We start from the raw sequence: 26,105 nt of genomic DNA on the forward strand, positions 1-26,105 counted from the left end.
CGTATCACGGGGGAGTTACATGAAATAGTCTGATTGACTGCCTATGTATATAGGTTTGGGCAAAATAAATGGATCAAAAACCATCTTTGAATTTATCCGTATGGGATGCGGATAGAGAAAAAGAATTTATCAAAATTTCAGAGGACCTCGGTGTTTCCGATCCGATCTCTGCAAGGATTATCGGAGAACAAGGCCAAGAGTTTCGACTCGAACTAGGAAGTATAAAAGAAGAAGGTACTGGAATTTTAACCGGGGCACTTCGTTTTAATGCAAACTCTAGTTTGGATCTACCGGTTGCAGGAGATTGGGTCCTCGTCACAAAATTAAGCGGAGAAGAATATCTTATCCACAAGGTTCTTCCTAGAAGAAGTCTACTTGTTCGAAAAGTTAAGGGAGAAATTTTAAAACCGGACCCTATCTGTGCGAACATGGATCGGATTTTTCTATTACAAGGTTTAGATGGAGATTTTCAGCCAAGAAGATTAGAAAGAACTTTAGTCCAGATCTGGGAAAGTAAGGCGACACCTGTTGTTGTGCTTACCAAGAAAGATTTGTATTCAGATAGACAAGAAGAACTTCAAGAAAAGATCGATATAGTTCGAAAATCTTGTCCCGGTGTGGAAGTATTTTCCGTTTCCAATCATAAACAAGAAGGTTTGGAAGAACTGGCAATGTTTTGGAAAGACGGATCTATATCCGCTTTTATAGGATCTTCCGGCGTTGGTAAGTCTTCTCTTCTCAATTTATTGATCGGAGAAAGGATCAGATCCGTAAACGAAGTCAGAGAATCGGATTCCAAAGGAAGACATACCACTACGAATCGATGGATGTTTCGTTTGGATTCCGGTGCTTGGATCTTGGATACTCCAGGTATGAGGGAGATCCAACTTTGGTCCGATGGTTCTGGATTGGAAGAAACCTTTCCTGAAATTTTCGAAGCTGCTTCTAATTGTAGATTCCAAGATTGTTCGCATATAAGCGAGCCTGATTGTGGAGTAAAAGACGCGATAGAGTCGGGCAAAATTTCGGACGAAAGATGGACAAGTTATAGGAAACTCAAAAGAGAATTGGAAAGAACTGCAAATTTGAGTTCTCCTAACTCGGTTGAATTCAGGGAACAAAAAGCGAAGTGGAGATCTATCCACAAAGAACAAAAAAGAATGCAACAACAACGAGATCGAGAAAGGTATCGTTAGAGATTTTTCTAAGCATGGTTATATATTTTCATATAACCATGCTTAAGCAGTTTGCTGGAGAGATTTACGTCTATCTAAAATGATGGAACGAATAGGCACCTCTTTTAACTTGATTGTAGGGAATTCGCTAAAGGTTTTTCCTAATAAAGTACGGCCTGTTAGATGTTTTCTTACTCCTCCCCATTGTTTAAAAAAGAATGGAACTTTATTATTTTTACATTGCTTGTAGATAGAAAGTACCCAATCTTTTTCTATTGGTCTGCTTCTTGGCCCGCTTTCTCCTCCAACGATTACCCAGTCGATTTTTTTTAAATTAATAAATCCAAGGTCTTCTAATAAAGGTTCTATGGATAAGAATTTTGTAGAAATGTTCGTATTTTGAAGTAAAGAGATTCGAGGGATTCCATGCTTTCTATTTTCAACACTTACTCCCAGCCATATATGTTTAAAATCAGAAAATTCTTTTAAGACAGTATCGAAGAGTCTTTTCATTCTTTCTGGCCTTTTGGTTAAGACTTGATATATGTGCCAATCAGCTAAACGCATTACAGAAAAAACTCTATATATATATTCATCAGGAATATCTTCATGAAAAAGATCACTCATTGAGTTTACAAAAATTTTTTTAGGTGTTTGCCATTTTAATGGTTCTTCCAGTTTCTCTGGAACCAGCTTAAGGTCGAAACCGAACTCGAAAGGATGTCCAGGGACGCCCCTAAATCTTTCCGAGAATGTCTCTGCATAGCAATTCTTACAGCCTGCACTGATTTTAGTGCAACCTCTTGTAGGGTTCCATGTTGCATCGGTCCATTCAATATTGCTGTAACTGCTCATAAATCAATTCTTCCTAATAATCATTATATCGGTTGATATAGACAAATACTCTACTAGTATAAAACAATTTCCCAGCTTCGTATCTTTCCTTTTTGCCACGCTTGAAAACTGACCGCTATTGTTCCGGAAAATTTTATTTTTCCCTCTCCTTTCAAATTCTTTAATACTTCCCTCGAATGCTCAGGTAAATGTCCAGCTTTCAAAGTAAATTCATATAGTTCCAAATTGTTCTTTATGTTTCTGTTTATGATTTCTTTTCGCACATTTTCTTGAAATAATTCTTTCTTGGATTTGGCCTTGTGCTCAGGAAATAGTTCCTCTTCTTGCTTTTCTATATCTTTATCGATATCAAAATTTGCCTCGCCATTGATTGGATTTTCTTTCCAAGCTCGATGTAAAAATTTATCGCAAGCTCGTAAACTAGAAGCGCCAAAAATTAAACCATGGACATTCAATCCTTTTTTAAGAGAGAAAGGGAAAAGTATGGTTTCATTTCCGTCTGGGATTAGCTTTTTGTAATGATTTAAAATGACTCTATGAATGAATTCATGCGGAGCTTTTTCAATATCATTTGCATTTATTCCTAAATGCTTTAAGAAGGTAGGTTCTTTGTGAAAGCGCGCAATATGGCCAGAAGAAACAAAAAAAAGAAAATCAGTTATTTTTATCGATATTAATTCTTTAAATCTATTGTCGCTTACCCATTTAACTCCGTTTTGATCTAAGAAAACCAAATTAGGAATTTTCTTTTTGAGTATAACTTCTATAGAGGAGAAATGTTTTTCGAAATCTAAATTGCTTGTGTTGACGTTAATATAGTTCTCTAATTCAGGATATTTTTTAAGAAAAATGCCTACATTTTCTGCTAGTTTTTCAAATTTTTCTAAATTATACTCATTCAAATATATATTAATTTTTGTAGGGTTTTTTCTGAGATGAGGAAGGAATTCATTAATGGTCTTCAAGATTAGCATTGGACTTCCTGGTTTTTTAGCAATATCGTAACCTGGACCAGCAAAAGAATCAAAAATATTAATCTCAGTTATTTGCTTTGGCATAATAAAGGTAGGAAGCCAGTCTTTTAAATATTTTTGAAATAAGGATAATTTTACTAGTGTCGCTTCATCAAAAGCGTCTTCGTGCAAGTCTTTTATTGTCATTAGCTTTGTTTGAGTCCTTCGAAAAATGCCATCTTGCATTTATAGTCGATATTATAATCAAACTTCTTAATGCTTTTTTGCGTTAGTCAATCTTTAAAGAAATACGGAATGAGTATTCCGAGTTTACATGTTTAGACCGGAAAAAGATCAACAACTTTATAAAAATCTTCTGCATTTAACTCTTCCGGTCTTTTATCTAAAGAAATTCCCGCAGACTCTATACATTCTTTCAATCTAGATCTTAAATTCTCTTCGGAGATCGGAAGAGGCAAGCCGTTCGGATAAAAAGAATCCAAAGGAGCTTCTTTGATAGAAGAACCTATTTTTTTTCTTTTCCCCCAAAATAAGGTTCTGCATAAAATTTCTAAAACCTGGTAGGATTCTTTCTTTGGGAATCTTTTGTTTGAAACAAATATAAGAACACTGGAATCCACATTAGGAGAAGGATAAAAACACCCTGCCTTGATCGTTTTTTTACTTTGGAATTTTCCGTAAGCTCCTGCGTAGATAGAGAGAGAAGAAATTTCCTTTGTGACCCTTTGTGCGAATTCTTTTTGGACTAAAAAAACTGCTCCCTGCAAATTCGGAAGTTTTTCTAAAGAAAGAAGGATGAGCTCGGAGGTGATATAATAAGGTAGATTACCGAATAAAAAACAGGTGCTATTCTCTTTATCGGATAGAGTATCTCTTGCGTCTCCTAAAATGATCTCTGTCCCTGGAAGGAACTCATTTAACCATTTATAATATACTGGGTCAATCTCGTATAATCTAAGTTTTTTTCCGAGCCCGTATAGAATATGGGAAAGTGCACCCAGGCCAGGGCCGATTTCCAAGATGAGTTCCGATTTTTCTAAAAGTTCTGGTGCCGCGCTGGAAAATAAAGTTTTTACTGCGTTTGGGTCTATTAGAAAGTTTTGTCCCCATTTTTTGAGAGGGGCAGACGATCTTTCGGATAAGAATTCCCGGATGACATTGGGTTTATAAAACGGGTATTCCGGGGAGCTCATCACCTCCAATAAACTTCCAACCGGGAGCGATTCCAAGCTGTTTTCTGAATCGATTCCATTCTCTCGGATCTTCCTTGATCCGAAATCTTGGCAAAATCAGTATGATCCCTTCTCCGTTTTTTGTCTGGTTTGTCAATTTCAAAAGTGAATCTTTCCCTACCTCGAATCGTATCAGCCTTTGGCCTGGATCAGGTAAATGAAATTCTCTTAGCTTAGGAATTAAGATCCAATTTTCGAAACCCGCAATCTTTGGTTTTTCTTTCCCTCCATATTTGAGAGATACATTTTGATTTCTTTTCAAACATTCGGAGATCCAGTCCAAGCAGGATTCATGCTCTATATAGATCTCCCTTAAGGTTTCGGAATTTCCACAGAATCGTTCTGGATCTTTTCCCAAGGACTTATGTAGAATTTTGGAACTATACTTACATTTTCCTGCAATGACTAATCTGCTTTTCTCTTGAACGAGGAAGGTGAAACGATCTCCAAAAAATACATCAGGGAGTCGGATCCATGTGGAAGAATTTGCTAATAAAAATTGGAAACCACAGCAGATTGTAAATCCGAGGATCCAGATCTTTTTGAAAAGCGCCGCTCTAACGGTTTTTTTCTTTAAAGAATTAGAAAGATCCAATTTGGAATTTTCTATTTTACCGGCAGGAAGTAGTTTCCAAAGAAATAAGAAAAATAAGAATAAAAACCAGATCCCTAATCCGAAAAACTTTGTTTCACCTCTGTAATGATGTACCCAATTCCAATTTGATTTTCCCCAATAAACGGTAGTAATTTCTAAAATTTCCAAGAGGAATAAGACGATTTTCCAGATGGGTTCGGCGAGAATAGAAAGATATATCGATTCCAATACTAAAGAAAAATATAATAAAGGAAGTAATATCCCGCAAATTGGGACTAAGATCAGATTTAATCCGAGTGACCCGAAACTATAACTTCCGAAAAAGTAAATTAAAGAAGGTAAGGTTCCGATCCCTGCGGATAAAGAAACCAAAAGATTTTCTCTCCAAAATCCTATAAATCGATTTAGGATTGTTTTATCTTCCGGGAGCGGAGGTAAACATTTTTGGAAAATTGGAAGCAAAAGTAAAATGCCTGAAACCGCTCCGAAAGAGAGTAAAAAAGAAACTCCAAAAGAACGAACAGGATCCCAAAGATAAACTAGTCCGGCAGAAGAGACCAATAGATCCGCAGGTTTTGACTTTCGGAAGAACAAAGATTGTAAAAGTATCCAGGCGGAAAATATCCAAGCTCTTGCAAGCGAGATTGGAAAACCTAAGCAGGCCAAGTATAATAGTCCGAATAATACGGGGAGTATTCTAGGAATATAATAACCTAAAAAAGGAATTCGTTTTAAGATCGCGAACATACATCCGATTAAAATTCCTAAATGCAAGCCGGAGGCAGCGAATAAATGTAAAATCCCTCCTTCTCTTGCATTCTTTTTAAATTCTTTGTCTAAACCTTTTGCATCTCCTAAAACCAAACCTAAGGAAATTTCTCTGGCTCTACCTTCTATTTTTGCTTCATCTAAGGTTTGGTTGATCTTTTGGGAGAATTCTTTTTTCCAAGATATTGATTCTTCTAGAAAAGGCGCGGATCTTTTGGTATAACCACAAATTGCCAAAACAAAGAATAAAATTACGCCCCAGGAAAAGCAGGAGATCTTTTTACCAAAGAACAAGAGAGAAAAGAGTATTATATTAATTGAATGTGCTGCTGCCCAAATTAGGACCAGATCCGGAAAGAAAATATCTATAAATAAAGAAGATAGAAGTCCGAGAACTAGATAGGAAAATAATGAGGAAGGAATCCAATCCTGGTAATTTTGTTCCAAGTATTCGCCCATACGAATTCATGTTTGGGAGAATCGGAATTGTGAGCGGAATTCTCATTCCGCGGTACATTTTAATATTATAAGGAAACCTTTGAAATTCCGATCCCGAGTCTTCCTCTTACCTTATCTAAGATCAGAGAAGAAGCGGCTCTTGCTTTATCGGACCCTTTTTTCATAACGGATCTTACATAAGCCGGATCTGCTGCGATCTTCTCTCTTTCTTTACGGTAAGGTCCGAAATAATCCAGGACGGTTTCTAATAATGCTTTTTTGAGATCTCCGTAACCTGTCCCAGGATTCGTAAATCTGGATTGAAGATCTTTTTTACCGGATTCATCTAAGAAAAGAGAATGGATTGCGTATATTATACTTTTCTCATAATCTTTGGATTCGTCTACGCCTGCGGAATCAGTGAGGATACCCATTACGGATTTTTTCAACTTCTTCTCATCATCGAAAAAGTTAATCGTATTACCGTAAGACTTGGACATTTTTGCTCCGTCCACTCCAGGTACGATCGCAGTCTCTTCGTCTATTTCGGGTTCCGGAAGTTTGAAAGTTTCTCCGTATTGTGAGTTGAACTTCTCCGCAATATCCCGCGCGTATTCCAAATGTTGTTTTTGGTCTTTTCCAACTGGCACCTTATCGCTATTAAATGCGAGAATGTCCGCTGCCATTAATACAGGATAAAAGAAAAGTCCTCCACTTGGAACAATTCCCTTAGCGACCTTGTCCTTATAAGAATGAGCCAATTCCAATTTAGGAACAGTGATGGACATGCTTAAATACCAAGTGAGTTCCGTAACTTCCGGAACTTCTGATTGGATCCAGAAAGCACATTTGTCCGGATTAATTCCTAAGGCCAAAAAATCACAAACAGCATCATACGTATTTTCTGTTTGGTTTTTTGCGGAGCTAAAAGTAGTTAATGCGTGTAGATCGGCAACAAAGCAAAATAGGTCAGACTTGTTTTGATAATCGACTAACTTGCGTATAACGGAGAAGTAATTTCCTAAATGTAATTTACCAGAAGGCTGTACTCCGGTCAATATCCTCATTGGTCCTCCGAGGGAGAGAATCGGTTTTGTGGATCGTCGAAAGTTTTTCCGGAAAGACGTTCATACTCCGCTTTTAATGCGCTGAGTTCTGCATCTAACTTTCTATGAGCGGTTAGTTTGTTTACAGTAAACTTGTCTTTATATATGACCGCGTAGTTAAAAAGTAATTGGGCCATATCTACAAAAACATATTCCAAGGTTTTACTGTTCAAACGGTTTCCGGAAACCATCGTAGAATCGTAATATGGTATAAATCTGTGAAGAACTTTTACTTCTTCGAGGACCTTTTCCTTAGAGGCGAGAACTCTTTCGTTCAACTGTCCTTTGGATTCGTAATCTTTTGCCAATAAATGGTTTTCTACTAATACGTTGATCTTCTCGGCAAATTTTCCCATGAAAGCAGAAGCCTCTGCGAGTAATCTTAATAAGTTTACCGTGATCTGATCTTCTACGGATCCACCCGAAGTGTTTTGGTTAAAATTGGAGAAGGTATACTGGAAGCTAGGATACTTCTTATTGAATGCATCTAATTGCCTCAAAAGATTATTGATCTCTTCTATCTCAGCTTTGAATAAACCTGGTTGGGTTACTAACACGTCCCGGTTATGGTTTTTGGTCCCGATCTTGACTGTTCCTTCTAGAATAGGAGTATAACAGGATTGAAAATCGCGGAGAAGGATGTGGATCAACTTATGAGGCATTCCTTTGTAAGAGGATTTGAATGCAGCTGAGTTCATATTTTCCGGCATATGATGGGCAAAATAATCGTCTACAACACCGTTCAAGAAGTCGAATGAGATCTTTCCGTTATCGTCTATTTTGAAATAACGTTGTCTCAGACCGTGTAATTCTTCTTTTTTGTTCATCCTGGTCAGAATATCATCCGACAGTTTGATCAACGTTGTTTCTACTTCTTTGGTGATATCCGGAGATCCCTGGAATTTGGTCTCGTTAATCGGAGGAACATTCAAAGAATCTAATATTTCTTCCCAACTGATGACTTTTTTATTGGAAACCACATAGAATGCTCGGATCGCATCCGTAAGTTTTGGTCTTCCGTTTTCCAGATTTAACCCGTAATTTAATCCGGAGATGATAGAAGGAAGTTTTACGGACAATTTTTCGTCCTTCTTCACAAGTTCGGGAACATGACCTAAGATGATGTCTCTGGCATCATTCCTGGAAAGATGGCGAGCGTAATACATCTGCATTTTCAAAGATCTGTTTAGAAAGATTTCCGGAGAAATTTCATCTATGAATAGTGAATCTAAAGAGATGAAATTATTGAAAAATTTATTAAAATTCAGGACAACATTATAAACCAAAGGTCTCCAATGTCTCCAGCCTTGGCTTTCAGCAAGTCGGAGCGCCTGCAATGTAGAAATGATCTGATCTTCTTTTAAAGCTTTGAATAATCTTTCAACAGAAGGAGCGATCTTGGAATTTCTTCCTAAGAAACCTACCTCTACGGTTCCGGTGTCTTTTGCAAATTTTGTAATATTCGCATTTCCACCAAAAAGGTTAGCGAGGAATCCTAAACCTGGCCCGGCATCTTGTGTTTTCTTTACAGGTTTAGGTGCTGTCTTGGAAGAAGCAGAAGAAGATTGAGATGATTTGGAGGATTTGTCTTCTTCTTCCGGTCTTTTGCCTGATTCTTCTTTTTTCTTCTGCTCGAACTCTTCGTCGACTTTTTTCATCAAGTCGATACGAATGAATATGTCGTTTGATTTTTGTATGACTTCGTCTATCTTCTGTTGGTGTTCCGGAGAACGTGTCTTTCGATAGAGGTCTGCGAAGACCTTATGAGCGTCTGTGCGAGAAGTAGACAAACTTATTCCCTCTCGTTAAGCGGATTCTCCACAATTTGCGCGTTGGAAGGTGCTCCGAAATTGAAGAGAGACGCAGGTAAACCTATACCGGTTTGGACTCCGGAAAAACTTACGGAGGTGTATTCTCCGGTGGATCTACTCTTCATTCTAAGGGAACGAGGAGTATTGTCTGGACCTAAGGTGACTACGATTTCTTCGTAAGTCCTTGTCGCAGATTTTAGACGAAGTGAACCTCCCACTGGAGTTACTTCTTCGTATCCTGAGAGAAGGCCGGCCATTCCTCCGGTCATACCCTTTACGTCTTGTTTTCCTACAATTCCTCTGGAAGGGGAATAAAACCAAAGATAACGTCCGTTGGAAGCAATTACCCGCCCATCGGAAAATTTCACATGGATATGATTTGGTTTTTGATAAGAGAGAGTTCCGGTGAGTTCGTTATTAATCGTAATACTCGCCCGAAAACTGGAAATTTCGGCCATCTTTCCGATGACACCGCTTAACCTTTCCTTGCCAGGATCGGATAAAATAGAAGTGCCGCAGACCAGTAGAGCTGCGGCACCCAAAAAGGATAATATACCCTTGGATGAAGCCATAATCGTTCCTACTATGGCTTCATTAGACGAAATTATCCAAGTACTTTTTTAAACTCGTCGGTCAGAGCCGGCACGACTTCGAAAAGATCGCCTACGACTCCGTAGGTAGCTACTTTGAAGATCGGAGCGTCTCCGTCCTTATTGATAGCCACGATATACTTGGAGGAACCCATTCCGGCCAAATGCTGGATCGCTCCGGAAATTCCGCATGCGATATAGCAGTTCGGGGAAACAGTTTTACCAGTTTGACCCACTTGATGGCTATGTGCAATCCAGCCAGCGTCGACCGCTGCACGGGAAGCTCCCAAAGCTGCACCTAAAACGTCTGCCAAACCTTGGAGAATCGGCCAGTTTTCTGGTCCTTTAATTCCACGTCCGCCGGATACGATGATAGAAGCTTCTGCCAATTGAACTTTGTTCCCGCCGCTTAGATCGGAAGAAACGATTTTAACTTTCGCGTCTCCTGCGGATGGACTTGCAGCTTCAGCAGCTCCTGCTCCAGCTTTTTGAACTACTTCTTGAGAGTTCGGACGAACGGTGAAGATAGCGATGTCGCTGGTAACTTTGAAATTACCGTATGCTTTTCCGGAGTAGATTGGCTTCTTAGCTACTACTTTTCCGCCATCTACAGAAAGGCCTACTGCATCTGCTACGATCCCTGCTCCTACTTTTACAGCTACTCTTGGAGAATAATCTTTTCCTTGAGAAGTGTGAGGAACTAAAACTACGGAAGGTTTTTTGTCCTGAATAACTCCGGCTACTAAATTCGCCCAAGTTTCCGCGTTGAAGTCTCCTGCATTTACAGTAACTATGCTGTCTGCTCCGACTGCTCCCAGGTCTCCTGCGAATTTTTCAACTCCGGATCCGATGAGAAGAGCGGTTACTTTTCCTCCGAGTGCGTCCGCAATTTTGCGGCCAGCGGAAGTGATTTCTTTGGAGATCTTTTTGAGTTCTCCGTTTTTGAGTTCGCCTACGATTAAAACGTTGCTCACGGGTGTTCTCCTTAGATAACCTTAGCTTCTTCGCGAAGAGCTTTTACTAATTGTTCAGCGTAACCTTTCGCATCAGCCGCTTCTAACTTGCGACCAGGAATACGAGGTGGAGGGGGCTCCAGGCTCACTACTTCAATCTTGCTTGTAGGATTTCCTAAATCAGCAGGCGTTTTGGTTTCGATTGGCTTCTTCTTAGCAGCCATCAAACCTTTAAGGTTAGGGTAACGAGGTTCGTTTAATCCTTTTTGAGCAGTGATTGCTACTGGTAGGCTGGTTTCCACAACTTGTGTTCCACCTTCTACCTCTTTAGTAGCTTTTACGGAAGTTCCGCTGATCTCTAAACTAACTGCGAAAGAAATATGAGCGATTCCTAGTCCTTCTGCAACTTGGATCACTACTTGGGAACTATCGCTATCGATAGATTGGCGTCCGCCGATGATGATGTCTGCATTTTCAGCTTTCGCGAAATTTGCGATCAGTTCTGCGGTTAAAACGGTGTCGAATGGAACGTAATTGTCCACTTTGATTTGAACGGCACGGTCCGCTCCCATTGCGTATGCTTGGCGTAAAGACTCTTGAACGCGATCCGGTCCTAGAGAGACTGCAATAACCTCTCCACCGTTTTTCTCACGTAATCTGAGTCCCTCTTCAATTGCGAATTCGTCGTACGGAGAGATAATCCATTTAATTCCGGCTTCATTGATGGACTTGTCCCCGACTTTGATATTCGTTTCGGTGTCAGGCACCTGTTTCACTAAAACGATGATCTTCATGAACTTTCGTTCTCCAAATAAATAGGGCTATAAAACACGAAATTTCTGAAAAGCTTGAATGCAAACTACTTTTTTGCACGTATTTCGGGAAATCGCGCTTATCGAAACAGAATGAGTGTTCTGCTCCAAAAATAGATCCAAAATAATCCTAAAACGATAACCAATACATTTGCATCCGACTGAAGGAAGAAGGTTAATCCCCAGAAAAACGGTAAAAGGAAAAAGCTGATCAGAAATAAGAACCATATCCAAGACTTTCCGCTAAAAGGGGTAGCGAATGAAGTCTCGATTTCTAGGCGGATCTCTTCTAAACTTTTGGGAAATTTTCCTAGATTGCGGATCCCGAGAACCAAAGCGAGAAGGCAAATCAAAGTTAATACGACAGAATACAGCATAATTATTCTCCGTTCAGGGGATTATAGATAATTGCAGTGATTTTAGAACTGCTTGTCTGTCCTTTCTAGTAAATAAATTTCTAGAAATATTCCAGCCGGGAATTGGGCTGAATGTAAGATCGATCTTACGAAATAATATCGTATCCTCGATTTGTAAAGCTTGTATTTGTAGATCAAGATTTAGGTCTTCATGGTAGAATGAGATCCGTAACTCGGTTGCAATTTGCGGTGGGTCCAAAATACTTAAGTTGAAACTGAATAGGGCATTAGAATGAAGGGAATCCAAGAAAAAAAAATAGATCTATATAATCCGACTGATGATCATCTTTCTTTGCGAGAGAATGTACAAGCTTTCGCAAAAGAAAATCTAGATTTACAGGCTAAGGATCATGATGACGAAGAATCCTTTAATAAGGATCTGTTTCGTAGATTGGGAGCTGAATTGGGAATATTCGGGGTCACTGTTCCGCAAGAAGATGGAGGAATGGGATTGGATCCTGTAGCAAGTGTGATCATACATGAGGAATTCTCCGCTTATGATCCTGGATTTACTCTATCATATTTAGCTCATGAAGTACTTTTCGTAAATAATTTCTATCATAGTGGGAATCCTTCTCAAAGAGCAAAATATATGCCTAAGGTTCTCTCGGGAGAATGGATCGGCGGAATGGGAATGACCGAACCTGGAGCAGGCACGGACGTTCTTGGAATGGAAACTGTCGCGACCCGTAGGGGCGATAAATTTGTGTTAAATGGTAGAAAACAGTTTATCACAAATGGGATTGTGGGCCAGGTCTTCTTGGTATATGCAAAGACTAGCAAGGACTCTCGTAGAACCACTTCGTTTATCGTAGAAAGCTCTTCTCCTGGATTCAGTTTCGGCAAAAAAGAGGAGAAGATGGGAATGAGATCCTCTCCTACTACCCAGCTCATCTTTGAGAACTTAGAGGTGCCTGCGGAAAATTTAATAGGTGCAGAAGATGGGGCCTTAACCCATATGATGAGAAACCTGGAGATTGAAAGAGTAACTCTTGCCGCTCAATCTTTAGGGATTGCAAAACGTTGCGTCGACGTGATGTGCGAATATTCTATTCTACATAGAGAAGCCTTCGATAAAAAACTCATTGAGTTCGGACAAATCCAAAGATTGATTGCGGAATCTTATGCGGATTACCAGGCAGCAAGAGCATTGGTATATGACGTGGCTTCTAAGATTCATCCTGAAAATCGTAACTCTCTGGGAGCTGCTTCTGCGAAATTAGTTTCTACACAAATGGCCGAAAGAGTTTCTAGAAATGCAATTCAGGTATTAGGCGGTTACGGTTATTGCAGAGAATACCCTGTGGAAAGATTACACAGAGATGCGATCTTACTTTCCATCGGTGGCGGAACAAACGAAGCAATGCAAAAGAATATAGCTGCTGATTTGAAGAAGTTATACGCAAGCTCCTAAATTTAGGAAACCATTGCTCTTTATGCTTCAGAGCCCCTTTCGGCGAGGTTTTCTCGCCGATCTCTTTGAGAGACTGCTTCCGTAAAGTTCTTCCCGTATAAGAGCCCTTTAATAAGTTCTGTCTGCAAGGGGCTTGAAGCCCAGGGATGCAGGAACTTCATGAGAGAAAAAGGACCTAATGTGGTCGTTTTATACAAAAAGAAACAGAATTTATTCTTAGCAGTTTTATTTATTTGTTCGGTTTTCTATCTTTTAGATTGTTCTGCCGGCCAAGGCCAGGGAGATCATTCGGTATTTGGAAGAAAAGCTTCTTTAACTAGAGAAGGTTTACAACTTTCGGCAATCGATACACCTCCGGCAGATCGTCATCTTCATGCGGAACATTACCCTTCTTCCAATGAAAGAAGATTGGACCTGTTTAAATCTAGAGTAGTAGGTTTAGGCGGCGGTTATATGGGAGTAGGGACAGATCAGAATTTAACTTTGATCGCTTGGGCAAGAAGTGAATTCGCATATCTTTTCGATTTTGATCCTGTAACGGTTTCCATCAATCGACTCCATCTTTATTTTATAGAAATTTCTCCTACTTATCCGGAATACGAAAAACTTTGGGATCCTAAGAATAAAAGTGATGTTCTTTCTATTATCGAAAAGAGATTTTCTAATGATCCGGAATATCAAGTAATTCTAAAGTCCTATCAGATTGCCCTCAGAAAAGGAGCAGTTCCTCAGCGTTTAGGGGATTTACATAAGATCTCTAAAGTATATCCTCAATTTACCTCTTTTCATAATGACACAAAGGACTATGAGTTCTTGAGAAATCTTGTCTTAGATGGGAAAATAATCGCGATCGATGGGAATTTATTAGGCGATAAGACCATAAACTCTATTTCCGAAAAAGCCAAAGAATTGGAGATTCCGATCCGTATTTTATATACTTCTAATGCAGAAGAATATTTCAGATATCCGGAAGGGATGAGAAAGAATTTCCTGAATTTGTATGGGGATTCCAAAAGTATAGTGATCCGCACCGTTACAAAAGGTGCTAAGGTATACGGATTCCCGGATGGGGAAATGTTCCCAAGAGAGTTTCCTTTTCACTATAATGTCCAATCTTTGGATAACTTGAAAGCTTGGCTGAACAAACAAAATGTTCTATATACAACCATCCTTCTTCGCAATCGTAAACCGATCGAAAAGGGATTCTCTTTGATAGAAGCTTTACCTCCGGAACCTAAACAATGATCCGAAGCTGTATCTTTTGTTTGGGGATTGCATTTTTTGTAGTCCCTTGTTCTTCTCAGAACGTTAAGACTAATTCTTCCGCTGATGCAGTTCGAATTGTAGCCGTGGGAGACATCATGTCTCATCAAACTCAGATAGATACAGCTTATGATAAAGAATGTGACTGCTGGAAATTTGACGAGGTATTCCAAGAAGTATCTTCCATGATCTCGGAAGCAGATCTTGCCGTTGGGAATTTAGAAACCACTCTCCCGGGAGATCCGAAACAATATACTGGATATCCTCAGTTCGGCGCACCGGACTCCCTTGCAAAAGCGATTAAAGATCTCGGATTCGATGTACTTTCGACTGCAAATAATCATTCCTGTGATAAGGGAAAATTGGGAGTTGTGCGAACTCTTTCTGTTTTGGATCAATTGGGTCTGAAACACTTAGGGACTTACAAGGACAAAGAAGAATATGAGAAAAATAGAATATTGTTTGTACCTGTAGGAAGTTTGAATCTTGCATTTTTAGAGTATACATATGGAACCAACGGTTTGGAAATTCCTGCAGGCACCGTAGTTAATCTGATAGATAAGGAACAAATCGCTTCCGATATCGCTTTGGCGAAAAAATCCAACCCGGATGCAATTATCGTAATGTACCATTACGGAACGGAATATTTACATCATCCGGATCCTTCTCAAGTGGAAATGGTGGATCATGCTTTTTCTTCCGGAGCGGATATCGTCTTGGGAGGACATCCTCACACTCTTCAAAAGTTCGGTAAAAAGACGATAAAGGATAAATTCGGAATCTCAAAAGAAAGATTTTATATTTATTCTTTGGGTAACTTTATATCGGGTCAGGATAGACGTTACGTAGATGGAGGGATTGTTCTAAAATTCTCTTTGTCTAAAGAAAATGATAAATTAAATATTTTTGATATAGGTTACGAGCCTGTTTGGGTTTATATAGATAGAACAGGATCCAAGGCCCAATTTAGATTATTGCCTGTTAAAAAATATCTGAACAACGACCAAGAAAGAAAGCTTACCGATACTGCTTACCAAAGAATGAAACAATTCTACAAAGATACTGTAGATCTACTAGGTCCTTAATAGACTTTCCTTCTCCGTTGCCTGAACCTAGGTCGGCGGAAAATCCTGCACATTCTTCATATCTTTTCATTATCACTTTATATAAAAAAGGTTCACTCATAAAGTATTCCCCCGTCTAAGATCCGAGGAAAGAAATGAACCTATTATTTACCGAATATACATTAGGAAAGAATAAGCTAAAAAACAGAGCCGTTATGGCTCCTATGACTAGATCCAGAGCAATCGGAAATATTCCGAATGATTTGATGGCGGAATACTATGCCCAAAGAGCGAGTGCCGGTCTACAAATTACGGAAGGTGTTTCTCCTTCTCCCAATGGTTTAGGATACGCAAGGATCCCAGGGATTTTTTCGGAAGAGCAAGTCCAGGGTTGGAAGAAGGTAACGGATGCGGTTCATGCAAAGCAAGGAAGAATATTCGTGCAGCTTATGCATTCCGGAAGAGTAGGGAATCATCTCAACCTTCCTAAGGGAGCAGAGTTGGTAGGACCTTCTGCTATCGGATTAAAAGGAACTACTTGGACGGATGCTGAAGGAAGCCAACCTTATTCTTCTCCAAGAGAAATGAATTTAAAAGATATCCAAGCTGCTATCCTCGAATACGCGAAGGCTGCAGAAAACGCTATTAAGGCAGGCTTTGATGGAATTGAACTTCACGGCGCTAACGGATATTTGATCGAACAATTTTTACATCCAAGCGCAAATCATCGAAATGATGAATATGGCGGAGATTGGAAAAAAAGAAATAGATTCGCTGTGGAAGTTGCTACTGCAGTGGTAGAAGCGATCGGCGCGGACAAAGTCGGAATCAGACTTTCTCCTTATGGTGTATTCAATGATTTAGAAATTCATGATGAAATAGAAGAACAATACAAGGACCTCGCAATATCTTTAGGAAAATTGGGGCTTGTTTATATCCATATAGTAAACCATTCTTCTATGGGAGCTCCCGCGCCTAAGGATTCCACAGTTGCAGAAATCCGAGAATTATATAAATCTCAAAATCCAAATGGAGCATATATACTTTCGGGCGGTTATGATCCGGAACGTGCCGATTCGGATTTAAAAGAAAAAAATGCAGATCTAATCGCATTCGGTCGTAACTTTATTTCGAATCCGGATTTAGTGGAAAGATTAGAGAAAGGGATCCCTCTTGCGGAGGCGGATGCTTCTCTCTTCTATACTCCGGGAGAAAAAGGATATACTGATTATCCTGTGGCTGCGCTTTCTAAGGTTTAAGAAAAATCGGACTCCCGCCGTTTGTATTAGCGGCGGGAACTGCGGAACATCAACAAGCGTCGCCTGCGCCTCTCAATAATAACTGCAGGGTACCGTTCTTTAATTCATATAAAGATTTAATAGAAGAGTCATATCCTATATCAGTAAATAATAATATAGGGACCGGATCTTCTTCTCTATAAATGACTCCGATCAAATGATATGAACCGCCGTAAAATCCTAATTCTTCCGTAAGTTTTTCGGATTTTTCGTAAGAGACCAAAACTCTGTCTGTTCCGAATTTCCGTCCGAGTAGGTAAAGATATCTTCTTTCTGCACCCTTTTTGTGGTAAGCAATCCTACCCGAAAGAAAGGTTTCCTTTTTATTATTTTTGAAGGAATATACTTCTTCTAATGTGGAATGAAGCCATTCTGTTTCGGGATAGCCTCTAGCCTTCCAAGTTGTCTCCGCCAAGTTTTTGAAAAGAGTATAATCTGTATCTGTCTTTGATAATTCTTGTAGTGGAATAGATTGTAGTCCTAGATCCGGAGAGTATACCAACCAATCTTTTTTGGCCTTAATATCTCCTGCGGGTTTTACTTTTAACGCGGGGAATTCTTGGCAGCCATACGTAGTGGGTGAGGACGCAGAAAAAGAGGGACCTTTGTCCCCTTCTAATAATGAAAAAGAAGGAAGAGAAGTATTTACTCCACTTCTGAATTTATAATCGAATTCGTATTCGTCTTTTGCTTCTTGCCAACCTTTTGGACCGAAGAATGCTAAAGGAACGAAGACAGGAAGATCCTTTGGATCGTATCCAGACCAAACGAATCCAATCAATTTGTATTCGTCCAAAGTGTCCGGTGGTGTGAGTCCTAAATATTTTCTGGAAACAAAACCTGTTCTACCATCTTCTGATTTGATCTTAGCCCAATCAATCGGACCTTTTGTTTCGTCGGGAAGGATCTTAACCTTATTTCCCCTGTTTAATGTGAAGACAATCTTTCCGTTTTCAGGAGTTTCTCTGACGTTTAACACACCTGAGGTGATCAATATATAGTGATACGGATCTGAGGTCTGAGCGACCAAAGAAAGATACAATGGAGGCAGTAGTAAGAGTAGTAAGATCCGAAATTTAAACGCCATTGCAGCCACAGAATCGTTTTAAGATCCGGGTCCGCAAGCTTTTTAATCTTGGATCAATCTTTCTATAGTTTTCTCGGACAGCTGCTTCATCTGAATATCTTTGCCGGAAAGGTTTTCGATCGATTTCCGGAAATTTTCAGGGTTCTTAAGCATTCCGACGGAGAGCACGTTCTCGGATTCCACTTCGTATTTGCGGATAGAATCCATTAGTTGGTCCTTCTTTACTTGGACCTGTTCTCTCAATTGGTTTAGATCCTGATTTGGATTTTCTACCAATTCTCTGAACAAAGGAGTTTCTCCAAAAAGAACATTGATCAGTTCCTCTTTAGGTGTACTCTTAGCTTCGCTCAATACTCCGAGTTTCATTTGTTCTTTAGAAAGTTGTTCTTGGAGATTCCCCAAGGTTTCTTGAACTTTCAAGTATCTAGAAGTCAAGCTGCTAGAAAACTCGGTTTTGTCGGCTGCGTTCTGGGCTTCCGAGGGCACTCCCGTTCTTCCTGGAACGGAAGATCTCTTGTCGCGGAGAAGTTTCTCTGCTGATGAGACTAGATTCGTAAGTTGAACGTCCATGTTCTTTACCCTCCTTTCGGTGTAATCCTGCGATCTCTGGAAAATCGGTAGATAAACCCGATTCTTCATTTTCCAGAGAGTTTATGTCGCATGTAAGCGGTTACTCCCTAGGCATATCTGTACTAAGTATCGGACAAACTTTAGAGAACCAATGAATTTTTTTTCAAAATATTCAGTTTTTTCATAAAAAAATCCGAATAGGTAAGTTGGGCTCTTTCTTATTAAAACGGCCTGTTTGCCTTCTTCCCTTCTATTCTAACTGTTTTGGAAACGTTGACATTCCCAATATGAAATAAATTATTCACAATTTGTCTCGAAGAAGGTTTTTCGGGATAAAAATTGAATAGGTTTCACATGGAGTTGAACGATGAAAAAAAGAACCGATATCTTCAAGGCGGTATCCATCTTTGCCTTGTATTTAAGTTTATTTTCGACTGGGGTGTTTGCAGAAGAAGATGAACATTATATCCAACCGGACGACTATTTTGTTTCGAGAGAAGAATATAACGACCAGACTTATATTAACGTATATATCGCTAAGGAAATGACTCCTGCCTCTCCTACCAAAACAAAAGGGGAAGGAGAATTTTTGCAAGTGACTGACGGTAAGAAGTATTGGACCAAAAACTTTTATATGACCCGACTTGCTACGGACAAGGACTTAAAACTGGGAGTAAAAGTAATCATGTTCGATATGGGAACAGAAGATGGATATAGAGCTCCTGAATCCAAGGAAGAAGCTAGAACCGGAAGTTGGTTTATGGCAAAAATTACGGATACTTCCGATCTGTTCAAAGGGATCGTTACTGTTTCCGGAGGATATAAGATTCAAAAGAATAATATAAGAGTGATTGTTCCTAAAGCGACCGTTACACCTAAAGGTGGAAAATAATATTAAAAAAACAGAATTCTCTTTTTTGTAAGATTATTCAAAAAGCCTCCGAGTTCGGGGGCTTTTCTATTTGAGGTTAGGCTTTTAGACTTTTATAAACTACGTACAGTCCGGACAAAAAGAGCATTGGAGTGATCCAACTTGCGACCCATATAGGGATAACCTCGTTTTCTCCCAATGATTTGAAAGAAGGGTCCATGATCATATACAGAAGGGCCACACCGATACTTACTCCCAAAGAAGAAACGATCGCCATTCTTTTGGTAAAAAATCCACTGGCGCACCCAACCAGGGTTAATACTACGATGAGTAAAGGTTCCGCAAACAATGTATGTTTTGCTATATCCACATCTCCGTAAGACAATCCTTTTCGGATCCGGTTCTCTTTTTCTTCGGAAAGTTCGAAGAAGTTCATCTCTTCTACAGAACCTTTTAATTTTTTAAAATATTCGGGTTTTTCAGGAAGAGTGTATTCCTTCTCCGCAAATTTTTGTACGGAGACTACTTGCAAATCGTCGTCAAACTTGGTTTCTTCTACACCTTTTAAGATCCAAACTCCTTTTTGGTAATCGAACTTTGCTTTTTGGGCCACCAAAAGATAATCAGGAGTTTGTTCCCGGGTTAGGCAGATATAATTGAATCCACCTTTGATCTCTTCTTCTTTAGTATCGTAATAATAAATATAATAAAAACCTTCTTGGCCTTTGAAATGTTTTTGGTAGACCACTCCGACTAAGGTGTTTTGGTCACCTTCTTTCAACATTTTATGTTCTTCGTTGGCTCTTGCGTTTAAGGGAGCCACAACCGTTTGTTTTAAGAAGAAGGCTGCAAACCAAAGTACACAACTGAATGCCACTATCGGAGTCACTATTCTTCTGAAAGAGATCCCAGCAGCCATCATCGCCACCAATTCTTTGTTTGCCGAGAATTGTCCTACGGTGAAAGAAACGGAGAAGAGTATGGCGATGTTCATGATGTATTGGATGAGCATCTGAGGAAGCCGGAATAGGATAAAAAGCCAGCCGTGTATCTTTCCTCCTTTGGAGGAAGCCATGTCCCCCTTGATATCGCTATACGAAGACATAAGGGCCAAAAATCCCAAAGTGACAAGGGCCCCGATAAATATTTTTACAAACTCGAAGAATACATACTTATCCAAGATTTTAGGAGGGAAAAATTCCTCCTTTATTCTGCGGATCCATTCTTTGGGACGGATTTCGGGAAGACTGAATTGCATTCCGAGTCCATTTTCAAAAGGCCGAGCGATTCCTACGAACCATTTATTTGGGTTGACGATCTTGGCTCCCGAGAGAAGATTCCTCGGTTACCAGGAGGAGATCATGAAAAAAAGCGCCATTTCGCTCGCAATACTCGCCACTCTTATTTTTACAGTTTCGGTTTCTGCCGAAAAAAGTACGGAAGATCATATTAAGGCACTCTCCAGCGGATCCGATCAGGAAAAAATCGAAGCTTCCCTTTATTTGGGAGATAAAAAAGAAAAGTCCGCAGTCCCGGAATTGATCAATCTTCTGAACCGTTCCAATGATCCTAAAATTGCAGTTCCTGCAGGAATAGCTTTGGGTCAAATCGGAGAAGCGGGTGATTCCACTATCGCTTTGAAAAACAAAGTGATCAGCTCTGATAACGGGGATATCGTTTATACTGCTCTTGTTTCTATCCTGAACATCGTGATCAAAAATGAGAAGGCGGAAGACGCTGCGAAAGAAGCTCTTGAATTTGCGGATAAAAACCGTAGATCCGACGAGTTTGTTTCCGATTTCTTGAACGTTCTTACTAAAAAACTGAAGGGTTAATTTTCTTTCGGATGTTGAGTCCGGAAGAACTGAGCCGCTATTCTAGGAATATTCTTCTAAACGAAGTTAAGCGTGCAGGTCAGGAAAAACTCAAAAATTCCGTAGTTACGGTAATTGGAGCCGGGGGTCTTGGATCTCCGGCTTTGTTATATTTAGGGGCTGCCGGAGTGGGAAGTATTCGGATCATAGACTCCGATATCCTAGATACTACCAACCTACAAAGACAAATCATATTCAAACATTCTGATATAGGAAGATTCAAGTCGGAAGCTTCTTCCGAAAACCTTAGATCTTTAAATCCTTATATAAGGGTAGAAGGTATACAGGCCAGGCTTACTACAGAGAATGCAAAAGAATTACTCAAAGGATCCGATCTGGTTTTAGAAGGTTCCGATAATTTCGACACCAAGTTTTTGACTAATGATATATGTGTAGAAGAGAGAATCCCTTTTATCACCGCAGGTGTACTTCGTTTTGAAGGAATGGTGATGGGAGTTCGTCCCGGAATGGATGCATGCTTTAGATGTGTTTATGAAAATCCTCCACCCCCGGAACATGTACCTTCTTGCGCAGATGCGGGAGTCATAGGTAGTATGGCGGGAATGATCGGTACCATTCAGGTCACGGAAAGTATCCAATTTTTATTAAATGATTCCGAAAGAGATTCAGGTTTATTCGGTAGAATTTTACAAGTAGATTCCAGGTCTATGGAGTTTAGGACTATCTCTGCTGTCAGACGTAAGGATTGTATTGTTTGCGGCGCACTTCACTGAGTTTCTTTTTTAGATAAGTCTAAAGAATATCCAGCTCCGATATAAATCGCCTTTGCAACGGAATTTCCTGCAAGCCCTTGGGTTAAAGATTGGATTAATTCCGTAGTTACATAAGCTCCTAAAGGGCTGCCGCCTAAATCTAAATCTCCTCCAAAATGTTCCATCTTATAAGTAAGTTTAGAATATTGGAAACCTGTCCAAAAGAAGACTGAATCTTTCCAATGGTATATCAACTTTCCTGAAATAGATTGGGAGTTTACTTTCCATTGGTTATTCAACGCTGCTCTTTCTTCGAAAAAACTTCCTACAAGGTAAGCGATCTGGTCTCGTGTATAGATTGAATTTCCATGTAAGAATTGTTTTTGGAATTCCCATCTGGTCTCCCATTTTTCCTTCCATTTATATTCTAAGGCCGCCCCAACGGAAGGTCCGCTCAAATAATCACTAAAACTAGTTCCATACTTTATAGTCCAATCCACCGCATCAGTATTTGCAGGATTTTTTGGAGAAAGTTCGTAAGTAGAATCATCTTTTCCTTTTTGCCATACTTTATAATAACCTAATATAGGCCTGATTTCTAATCCGGATTTAGAATATGCTGTGTAGGAAATTTGAGCATTTATTTGTTTATAGCTGATTGTATGATAGGGAACGCCCGGTGTAAATGCTGCTTGGGTAACTGTTGTTGATCCAGAAAGATCCGGGTATACAATAGTACCGAAATTATTCACCGATTCTAAAGAGTTTAGGTGAGATCCGCCGAGTTCCGCGATAACACGTTTCCAAGTATATCTTAGGTTTATAGTTTTTGCATCTGAATCTTTTCGATCCGGAGAATTATAAAAAAATCCACCATTGCCACCTAAAATCGAACCATATTGTTCCACATTTCTATGAAAATTTGCGACCTGGCTTTCGTAGCTGCTTCTTCCTATACCTCCTAAAATTTCGAAACTATGGCGATCTGAAAGAATAGATTTAGTTTTTTGTTCAGTAACTTTGGCTTCTTTTACTTTTTTGAGATTTTCCTCTTCTTCTACTTTTAATTTTGCCTCGAGCACTGGATCGGGCTTTTCGATCTTTTCCTGTTTGGGAGGTTCCTTTGTTTCAGGATTTTTGAACGTAATTCTGCGGATCGCGGATTTTAGTATTTCTTCTTCCTTTCCGTCAGCACTTCTGAATCTTATTTTGAATGCACTTTGATGGAGTACTTCTCCTTTCAAGATTCGCCCATCTTTCATGTAAACATATTGGATTTCGGCGAAAATATTTATTGGAATGAGTACAAGTAAGGTCAAAACGAAAATTCGTTTCAGATAAAACATATCAGAATGTTTAGACGTGTTTATTTGTTAAAGTCGTACGAGTAGGTAGCACCAATTTGGATCGTAGTGGCTTTTGTTTCTTTGAGTGCGCCGGGACCGATGAGAGATTCGAATAATAATTTTCCTAGTATGTAACTTTGTGGATCTACTCCTGAATCCTCATTGCCCACGCTCAACGCGGTTTCAGACATTGTATAAGTCCAGCTCATACTATTTAACCCCATCCAGAAGCTTACTCCGTATTTCCAAGGGTATAAAAATTTCAAATCTATGATCGCTCCTTTTGCGACCCATTTATTGTATACGTCTATAGTTTCAGCTTGGGTTTGGGCGCTTACGGGAGCATAGGCATTCAGTTGTCGATCGTAAGTTCCGAATCCTTTCATTTGTAAAATATGTAATCCTGTGCGGATCTCGAATTTTTCAAATTTTATATCGTATTGGATTCCGTAGGAAAAACCTTTTAAACCTTCTGCAACGGAAGTAGGATCGGTTCCGAAATATTGATCGTTAAACAAAGGAGCCACTCCCGCTCCGAATACTAACGAATTTGAATTATCCGTCTTTGTCCAAAATTGGTGATAACCGATTACTGGACGGACATCGTATTTAGGATGAGGAAATACTGAATACGAAAAATTTCCATAAACATGTTTCATGGAAACATCGTAGTTACCGTGAATTAATTTCGGGAAGGTTCCGCTGCTCGGACCATCTACTCCGATAATACTTTGGGTCGCAGAAGATGTTATGGAACTTGCACCTAATTCTCCTACGAATCGATTCAAAGAGTATCTAACTTCGAAAGAGGTTGCCTTTCCGCTTTTAGGTTTTGGTTCTATCGGGTATTCGAATTTACCACTGTCTTGGCCAAGGGAGCTTCCGATTGCGACCACAGTGTCGTAATAATTTGCACCTTGGAAGTTTACCGTTCCGGATCCTGTTCCTAAAAATATATCTATACGATTTCTTTTTGCTTCTTCGATCTGTTTTTTTCTTCTTTCTGCTTTCTCGTCTAAGATGGCTTGTTTTTTGGAATCTTCTTCTTGTTTTGCAATTTCTTCCGGACTAGGTGCGGGAGGTTCCGCAGGAGTTTTGTCTTTAGGTTCCGGGGTCTTGGCTTCTTTAAATGCGACCCTTTTGATATCTTGTTTTGCGATTTCTTTCGTGGAACCATCAGGTAATTTGATCACCATTTTGAATGCAGTTTGGGAAATAATTTCCGCGGTGATTACTCTACCGTCCTTCATGTAGATGACCTGATCGTTTGGATGTATAGAAGTTAGGGAGAAGATCATACATCCGAAGAAGATTGCCGCTCTTATTTTATTTTTCAGTCTTCGCATTCCAGATCCGATCCCATTCAGTTTTGAATTCTGGGTAAGAATCCTTGGAATGAAAACAAGATTCAAGCAATAAATTGACATGCTAAAGAGCTAAGACTTGTTATCTTATAACAAATACTACAGCTAGTAAAAAGTACTTCGGTTAATAATTTTCCTCTGGCCCGAAGTTCAAGGTTTTGGAAACCCCGAATTGTATCGATGTCGCCCTACTTGTGGCATTCATGGTTTGGGCTAGGAGTCTCTGGCTGAAATTCCAGCTTGTGAGTTCAGATAAAGTGGGAGGATCATCGTCCAAAGAAAGTGTGATCGGGAAACTTCCGTCTTGCAGGGAGTATTTCCACTGATAAGAATCATATTTAATAAAAAATCCGATTCCCATTTTCCAAAAATAGCTCAGCCTTATTGACGTATGGGTTCCTTTTGCCTTCCAATCAAAACTGTAATCTGCCGGTAACACAAATAAGGTGTAAGGTGGAGCTAAAAATATAGCAGTATAATCTTGGTGAATCGATTGGGAGCCTTTCAAAGTTAAAGATTCGAATTCTGGTCTTATTTCGAATTTGGATCCGAATAAATAGGCGAAGCCTAATCCAACGGAAGTCCCGCTCATACTTTCAGAGGCCTGGAAGTTGGATTTTCCGCCTACATTGCCAGCCTGAAATACTTGTGAATGAGAGTCCTTTGTCGTATTCCAAGTGCGAATATAACCTACACTCGGATACAGTTCAAAATTAGATTTTGAAAGTGCTGAATAAGATCCTTTAAAGAAAGCCGCTTTCATTTGTTCCGGATATGAGCCGTAAACCACTATCGCCTCTGCCTCTGGACCGATATTTTTAGAACTTGTAGATGTATTGGTTTCCAATCCTCCTGCCTCTAAGGAGAATTTTTTGAACTTATAATTAATCCCTGCTGAGACTGATGTGCCTGCGCTACGATTCGGATTCCCGGCTAAATAAAAAGGAGTCGCTCCTATCAATAAACTTCTGATGTTTTGGTATTTGTAATAAAAGTCTATAGTTTGAGGGGAGAAGGTTCCATTCCCCACTCCTAAATAGAAATCTATATAATGCCTTTCTAATGGATTTCTGACTACTCTTTTGGCCTGTTTTTGAACGGGAGGAGGAGATACAATTTCAGGTTCTTGTTTTTTGGGTCCCTGTGTATCTGTCGGGGTTACGGGAAGTTCTGTCTTTTTAGGGTCTTCTTTTTGGGGTTCTCGATAGGCGATCCTTTGGATATTTTCTTTTTGGATACGCCTTGTTTCTCCATTCTGTAATTTTATATCGATATGGGTCGCTGTTTGGTTTGTGACATCTCCATGCAATACTTGGCCGTTACGTAGATATACGGTTTGTGGCTCCGCAAACAGAATTACCGGTAGGAATAATAAGAATAGAAATAGAATTTTGGATTTCATTCAACCCTCTTCGAGACTGTTTAATATTTTAGTAAAAAATTTATTTCCATTCACTATATTCCTACTTAAATAAAAGAAGGAGTAAAGAATCATACTATTTTTTAAGGAAAGGGA

General features: G+C 39.6%; 24 protein-coding genes. 8 read left to right on the forward strand and 16 right to left on the reverse strand.

The features are described 5' to 3' along the window. Nucleotides 1-68 precede the first annotated feature (68 nt). Nucleotides 69-1,196, forward strand: a complete 1,128-nt coding sequence (rsgA, locus tag CH365_RS03765; protein ID WP_100767268.1) for a ribosome small subunit-dependent GTPase A — start codon at nucleotides 69-71, stop codon at nucleotides 1,194-1,196. A gap of 42 nt (nucleotides 1,197-1,238) precedes the next feature. Here rsgA and CH365_RS03770 read toward each other — a convergent pair whose 3' ends face one another. The 10 genes from CH365_RS03770 to CH365_RS03815 form a co-directional block, all read right to left on the reverse strand. Further along, the gene (locus CH365_RS03770) at nucleotides 1,239-2,030 is read right to left on the reverse strand and encodes a DUF5131 family protein (RefSeq protein WP_100767269.1); all 792 of its coding nucleotides are present in this window, start codon (nucleotides 2,028-2,030) and stop codon (nucleotides 1,239-1,241) included. A 53-nt stretch (nucleotides 2,031-2,083) separates the two neighbouring features. Continuing rightward, nucleotides 2,084-3,190 (reverse strand): three-Cys-motif partner protein TcmP, encoded by a 1,107-nt coding sequence (gene tcmP, locus CH365_RS03775; RefSeq protein ID WP_100767270.1) that lies wholly within the window; start codon nucleotides 3,188-3,190, stop codon nucleotides 2,084-2,086. A gap of 131 nt (nucleotides 3,191-3,321) precedes the next feature. Next, complete coding sequence (gene rsmA, locus CH365_RS03780) at nucleotides 3,322-4,197, reverse strand: 16S rRNA (adenine(1518)-N(6)/adenine(1519)-N(6))-dimethyltransferase RsmA (protein WP_165782569.1); 876 nt, start codon at nucleotides 4,195-4,197, stop codon at nucleotides 3,322-3,324. Beyond that, entirely contained in the window at nucleotides 4,169-6,058 is a 1,890-nt protein-coding gene (locus CH365_RS03785; protein ID WP_100767272.1) for a ComEC/Rec2 family competence protein, read from the reverse strand. Before CH365_RS03785 ends, rsmA begins: the two co-directional genes overlap by 29 nt. 65 nt (nucleotides 6,059-6,123) lie before the next feature. Then, nucleotides 6,124-7,104 carry a tryptophan--tRNA ligase gene (gene trpS / locus CH365_RS03790; protein ID WP_100767273.1) on the reverse strand — a complete coding sequence of 327 codons (981 nt, stop codon included), beginning with the start codon at nucleotides 7,102-7,104 and terminating at the stop codon, nucleotides 6,124-6,126. Further along, nucleotides 7,101-8,933, reverse strand: coding sequence for a hypothetical protein (locus CH365_RS03795; RefSeq protein WP_100767274.1), 1,833 nt, complete (start codon nucleotides 8,931-8,933; stop codon nucleotides 7,101-7,103). Before CH365_RS03795 ends, trpS begins: the two co-directional genes overlap by 4 nt. 2 nt (nucleotides 8,934-8,935) lie before the next feature. After that, on the reverse strand, nucleotides 8,936-9,526 hold the full coding sequence (locus tag CH365_RS03800; RefSeq protein ID WP_100767275.1) for a LolA family protein: 591 nt from the start codon (nucleotides 9,524-9,526) through the stop codon (nucleotides 8,936-8,938). Nucleotides 9,527-9,558: 32 nt separating this feature from the next. Next, nucleotides 9,559-10,518, reverse strand: a complete 960-nt coding sequence (locus CH365_RS03805; RefSeq protein WP_100767276.1) for an electron transfer flavoprotein subunit alpha/FixB family protein — start codon at nucleotides 10,516-10,518, stop codon at nucleotides 9,559-9,561. A gap of 11 nt (nucleotides 10,519-10,529) precedes the next feature. Continuing rightward, complete coding sequence (locus CH365_RS03810) at nucleotides 10,530-11,291, reverse strand: electron transfer flavoprotein subunit beta/FixA family protein (protein ID WP_100767277.1); 762 nt, start codon at nucleotides 11,289-11,291, stop codon at nucleotides 10,530-10,532. 98 nt (nucleotides 11,292-11,389) lie between these two features. Further along, nucleotides 11,390-11,686 carry an LIC10362 family protein gene (locus CH365_RS03815; RefSeq protein WP_100767278.1) on the reverse strand — a complete coding sequence of 99 codons (297 nt, stop codon included), beginning with the start codon at nucleotides 11,684-11,686 and terminating at the stop codon, nucleotides 11,390-11,392. Between the two features lie 271 nt (nucleotides 11,687-11,957). On the opposite strand from CH365_RS03815, the gene CH365_RS03820 reads away from it, so the two are divergent. The 4 genes from CH365_RS03820 (at nucleotide 11,958) to CH365_RS03835 (ending at nucleotide 16,725) form a co-directional block, all read left to right on the forward strand. Beyond that, entirely contained in the window at nucleotides 11,958-13,139 is a 1,182-nt protein-coding gene (locus tag CH365_RS03820) for an acyl-CoA dehydrogenase family protein (protein WP_100767279.1), read from the forward strand. Nucleotides 13,140-13,298: 159 nt separating this feature from the next. Beyond that, nucleotides 13,299-14,384: an LIC_10091 family lipoprotein gene (locus CH365_RS03825; RefSeq protein ID WP_100767280.1), complete on the forward strand. Its 1,086-nt coding sequence runs from the start codon at nucleotides 13,299-13,301 to the stop codon at nucleotides 14,382-14,384. Continuing rightward, nucleotides 14,381-15,487 carry a CapA family protein gene (locus CH365_RS03830; protein ID WP_100767281.1) on the forward strand — a complete coding sequence of 369 codons (1,107 nt, stop codon included), beginning with the start codon at nucleotides 14,381-14,383 and terminating at the stop codon, nucleotides 15,485-15,487. Before CH365_RS03825 ends, CH365_RS03830 begins: the two co-directional genes overlap by 4 nt. Before the next feature lie 134 nt (nucleotides 15,488-15,621). Beyond that, nucleotides 15,622-16,725: an alkene reductase gene (locus tag CH365_RS03835; protein ID WP_100767282.1), complete on the forward strand. Its 1,104-nt coding sequence runs from the start codon at nucleotides 15,622-15,624 to the stop codon at nucleotides 16,723-16,725. Nucleotides 16,726-16,774: 49 nt separating this feature from the next. Here CH365_RS03835 and CH365_RS03840 read toward each other — a convergent pair whose 3' ends face one another. Beyond that, nucleotides 16,775-17,860 (reverse strand): SH3 domain-containing protein, encoded by a 1,086-nt coding sequence (locus tag CH365_RS03840; RefSeq protein ID WP_100767283.1) that lies wholly within the window; start codon nucleotides 17,858-17,860, stop codon nucleotides 16,775-16,777. Between the two features lie 33 nt (nucleotides 17,861-17,893). Continuing rightward, on the reverse strand, nucleotides 17,894-18,421 hold the full coding sequence (locus CH365_RS03845) for an LIC10415 family protein (protein WP_100722034.1): 528 nt from the start codon (nucleotides 18,419-18,421) through the stop codon (nucleotides 17,894-17,896). A gap of 367 nt (nucleotides 18,422-18,788) precedes the next feature. Here CH365_RS03845 and CH365_RS03850 point away from each other — a divergent pair, with 367 nt between their 5' ends. Then, nucleotides 18,789-19,313, forward strand: a complete 525-nt coding sequence (locus CH365_RS03850; RefSeq protein WP_100767284.1) for a hypothetical protein — start codon at nucleotides 18,789-18,791, stop codon at nucleotides 19,311-19,313. Nucleotides 19,314-19,389: 76 nt separating this feature from the next. On the opposite strand, the gene CH365_RS03855 is transcribed toward CH365_RS03850, so the two are convergent. Continuing rightward, nucleotides 19,390-20,550 (reverse strand): LptF/LptG family permease, encoded by a 1,161-nt coding sequence (locus CH365_RS03855; protein ID WP_100767285.1) that lies wholly within the window; start codon nucleotides 20,548-20,550, stop codon nucleotides 19,390-19,392. 103 nt (nucleotides 20,551-20,653) lie between these two features. Here CH365_RS03855 and CH365_RS03860 point away from each other — a divergent pair, with 103 nt between their 5' ends. Then, nucleotides 20,654-21,127, forward strand: coding sequence for a HEAT repeat domain-containing protein (locus CH365_RS03860; RefSeq protein WP_100767469.1), 474 nt, complete (start codon nucleotides 20,654-20,656; stop codon nucleotides 21,125-21,127). Between the two features lie 11 nt (nucleotides 21,128-21,138). Beyond that, complete coding sequence (locus CH365_RS03865; protein ID WP_100767286.1) at nucleotides 21,139-21,900, forward strand: HesA/MoeB/ThiF family protein; 762 nt, start codon at nucleotides 21,139-21,141, stop codon at nucleotides 21,898-21,900. Here CH365_RS03865 and CH365_RS03870 read toward each other — a convergent pair. From CH365_RS03870 to CH365_RS03880, 3 genes are all read right to left on the reverse strand, one after another. After that, nucleotides 21,894-23,225: an LA_0442/LA_0875 N-terminal domain-containing protein gene (locus CH365_RS03870; RefSeq protein ID WP_425268533.1), complete on the reverse strand. Its 1,332-nt coding sequence runs from the start codon at nucleotides 23,223-23,225 to the stop codon at nucleotides 21,894-21,896. The two genes, CH365_RS03865 and CH365_RS03870, sit on opposite strands and share 7 nt — an antisense overlap. Nucleotides 23,226-23,245: 20 nt before the next feature. Continuing rightward, nucleotides 23,246-24,571: an LA_0442/LA_0875 N-terminal domain-containing protein gene (locus tag CH365_RS03875; protein WP_100767287.1), complete on the reverse strand. Its 1,326-nt coding sequence runs from the start codon at nucleotides 24,569-24,571 to the stop codon at nucleotides 23,246-23,248. A gap of 142 nt (nucleotides 24,572-24,713) precedes the next feature. Continuing rightward, complete coding sequence (locus CH365_RS03880; RefSeq protein WP_100767288.1) at nucleotides 24,714-25,991, reverse strand: LA_0442/LA_0875 N-terminal domain-containing protein; 1,278 nt, start codon at nucleotides 25,989-25,991, stop codon at nucleotides 24,714-24,716. Nucleotides 25,992-26,105 lie beyond the last annotated feature (114 nt).

The sequence above is a fragment of the Leptospira neocaledonica genome (genome assembly GCF_002812205.1).
Taxonomy (GTDB): domain Bacteria; phylum Spirochaetota; class Leptospiria; order Leptospirales; family Leptospiraceae; genus Leptospira_B; species Leptospira_B neocaledonica.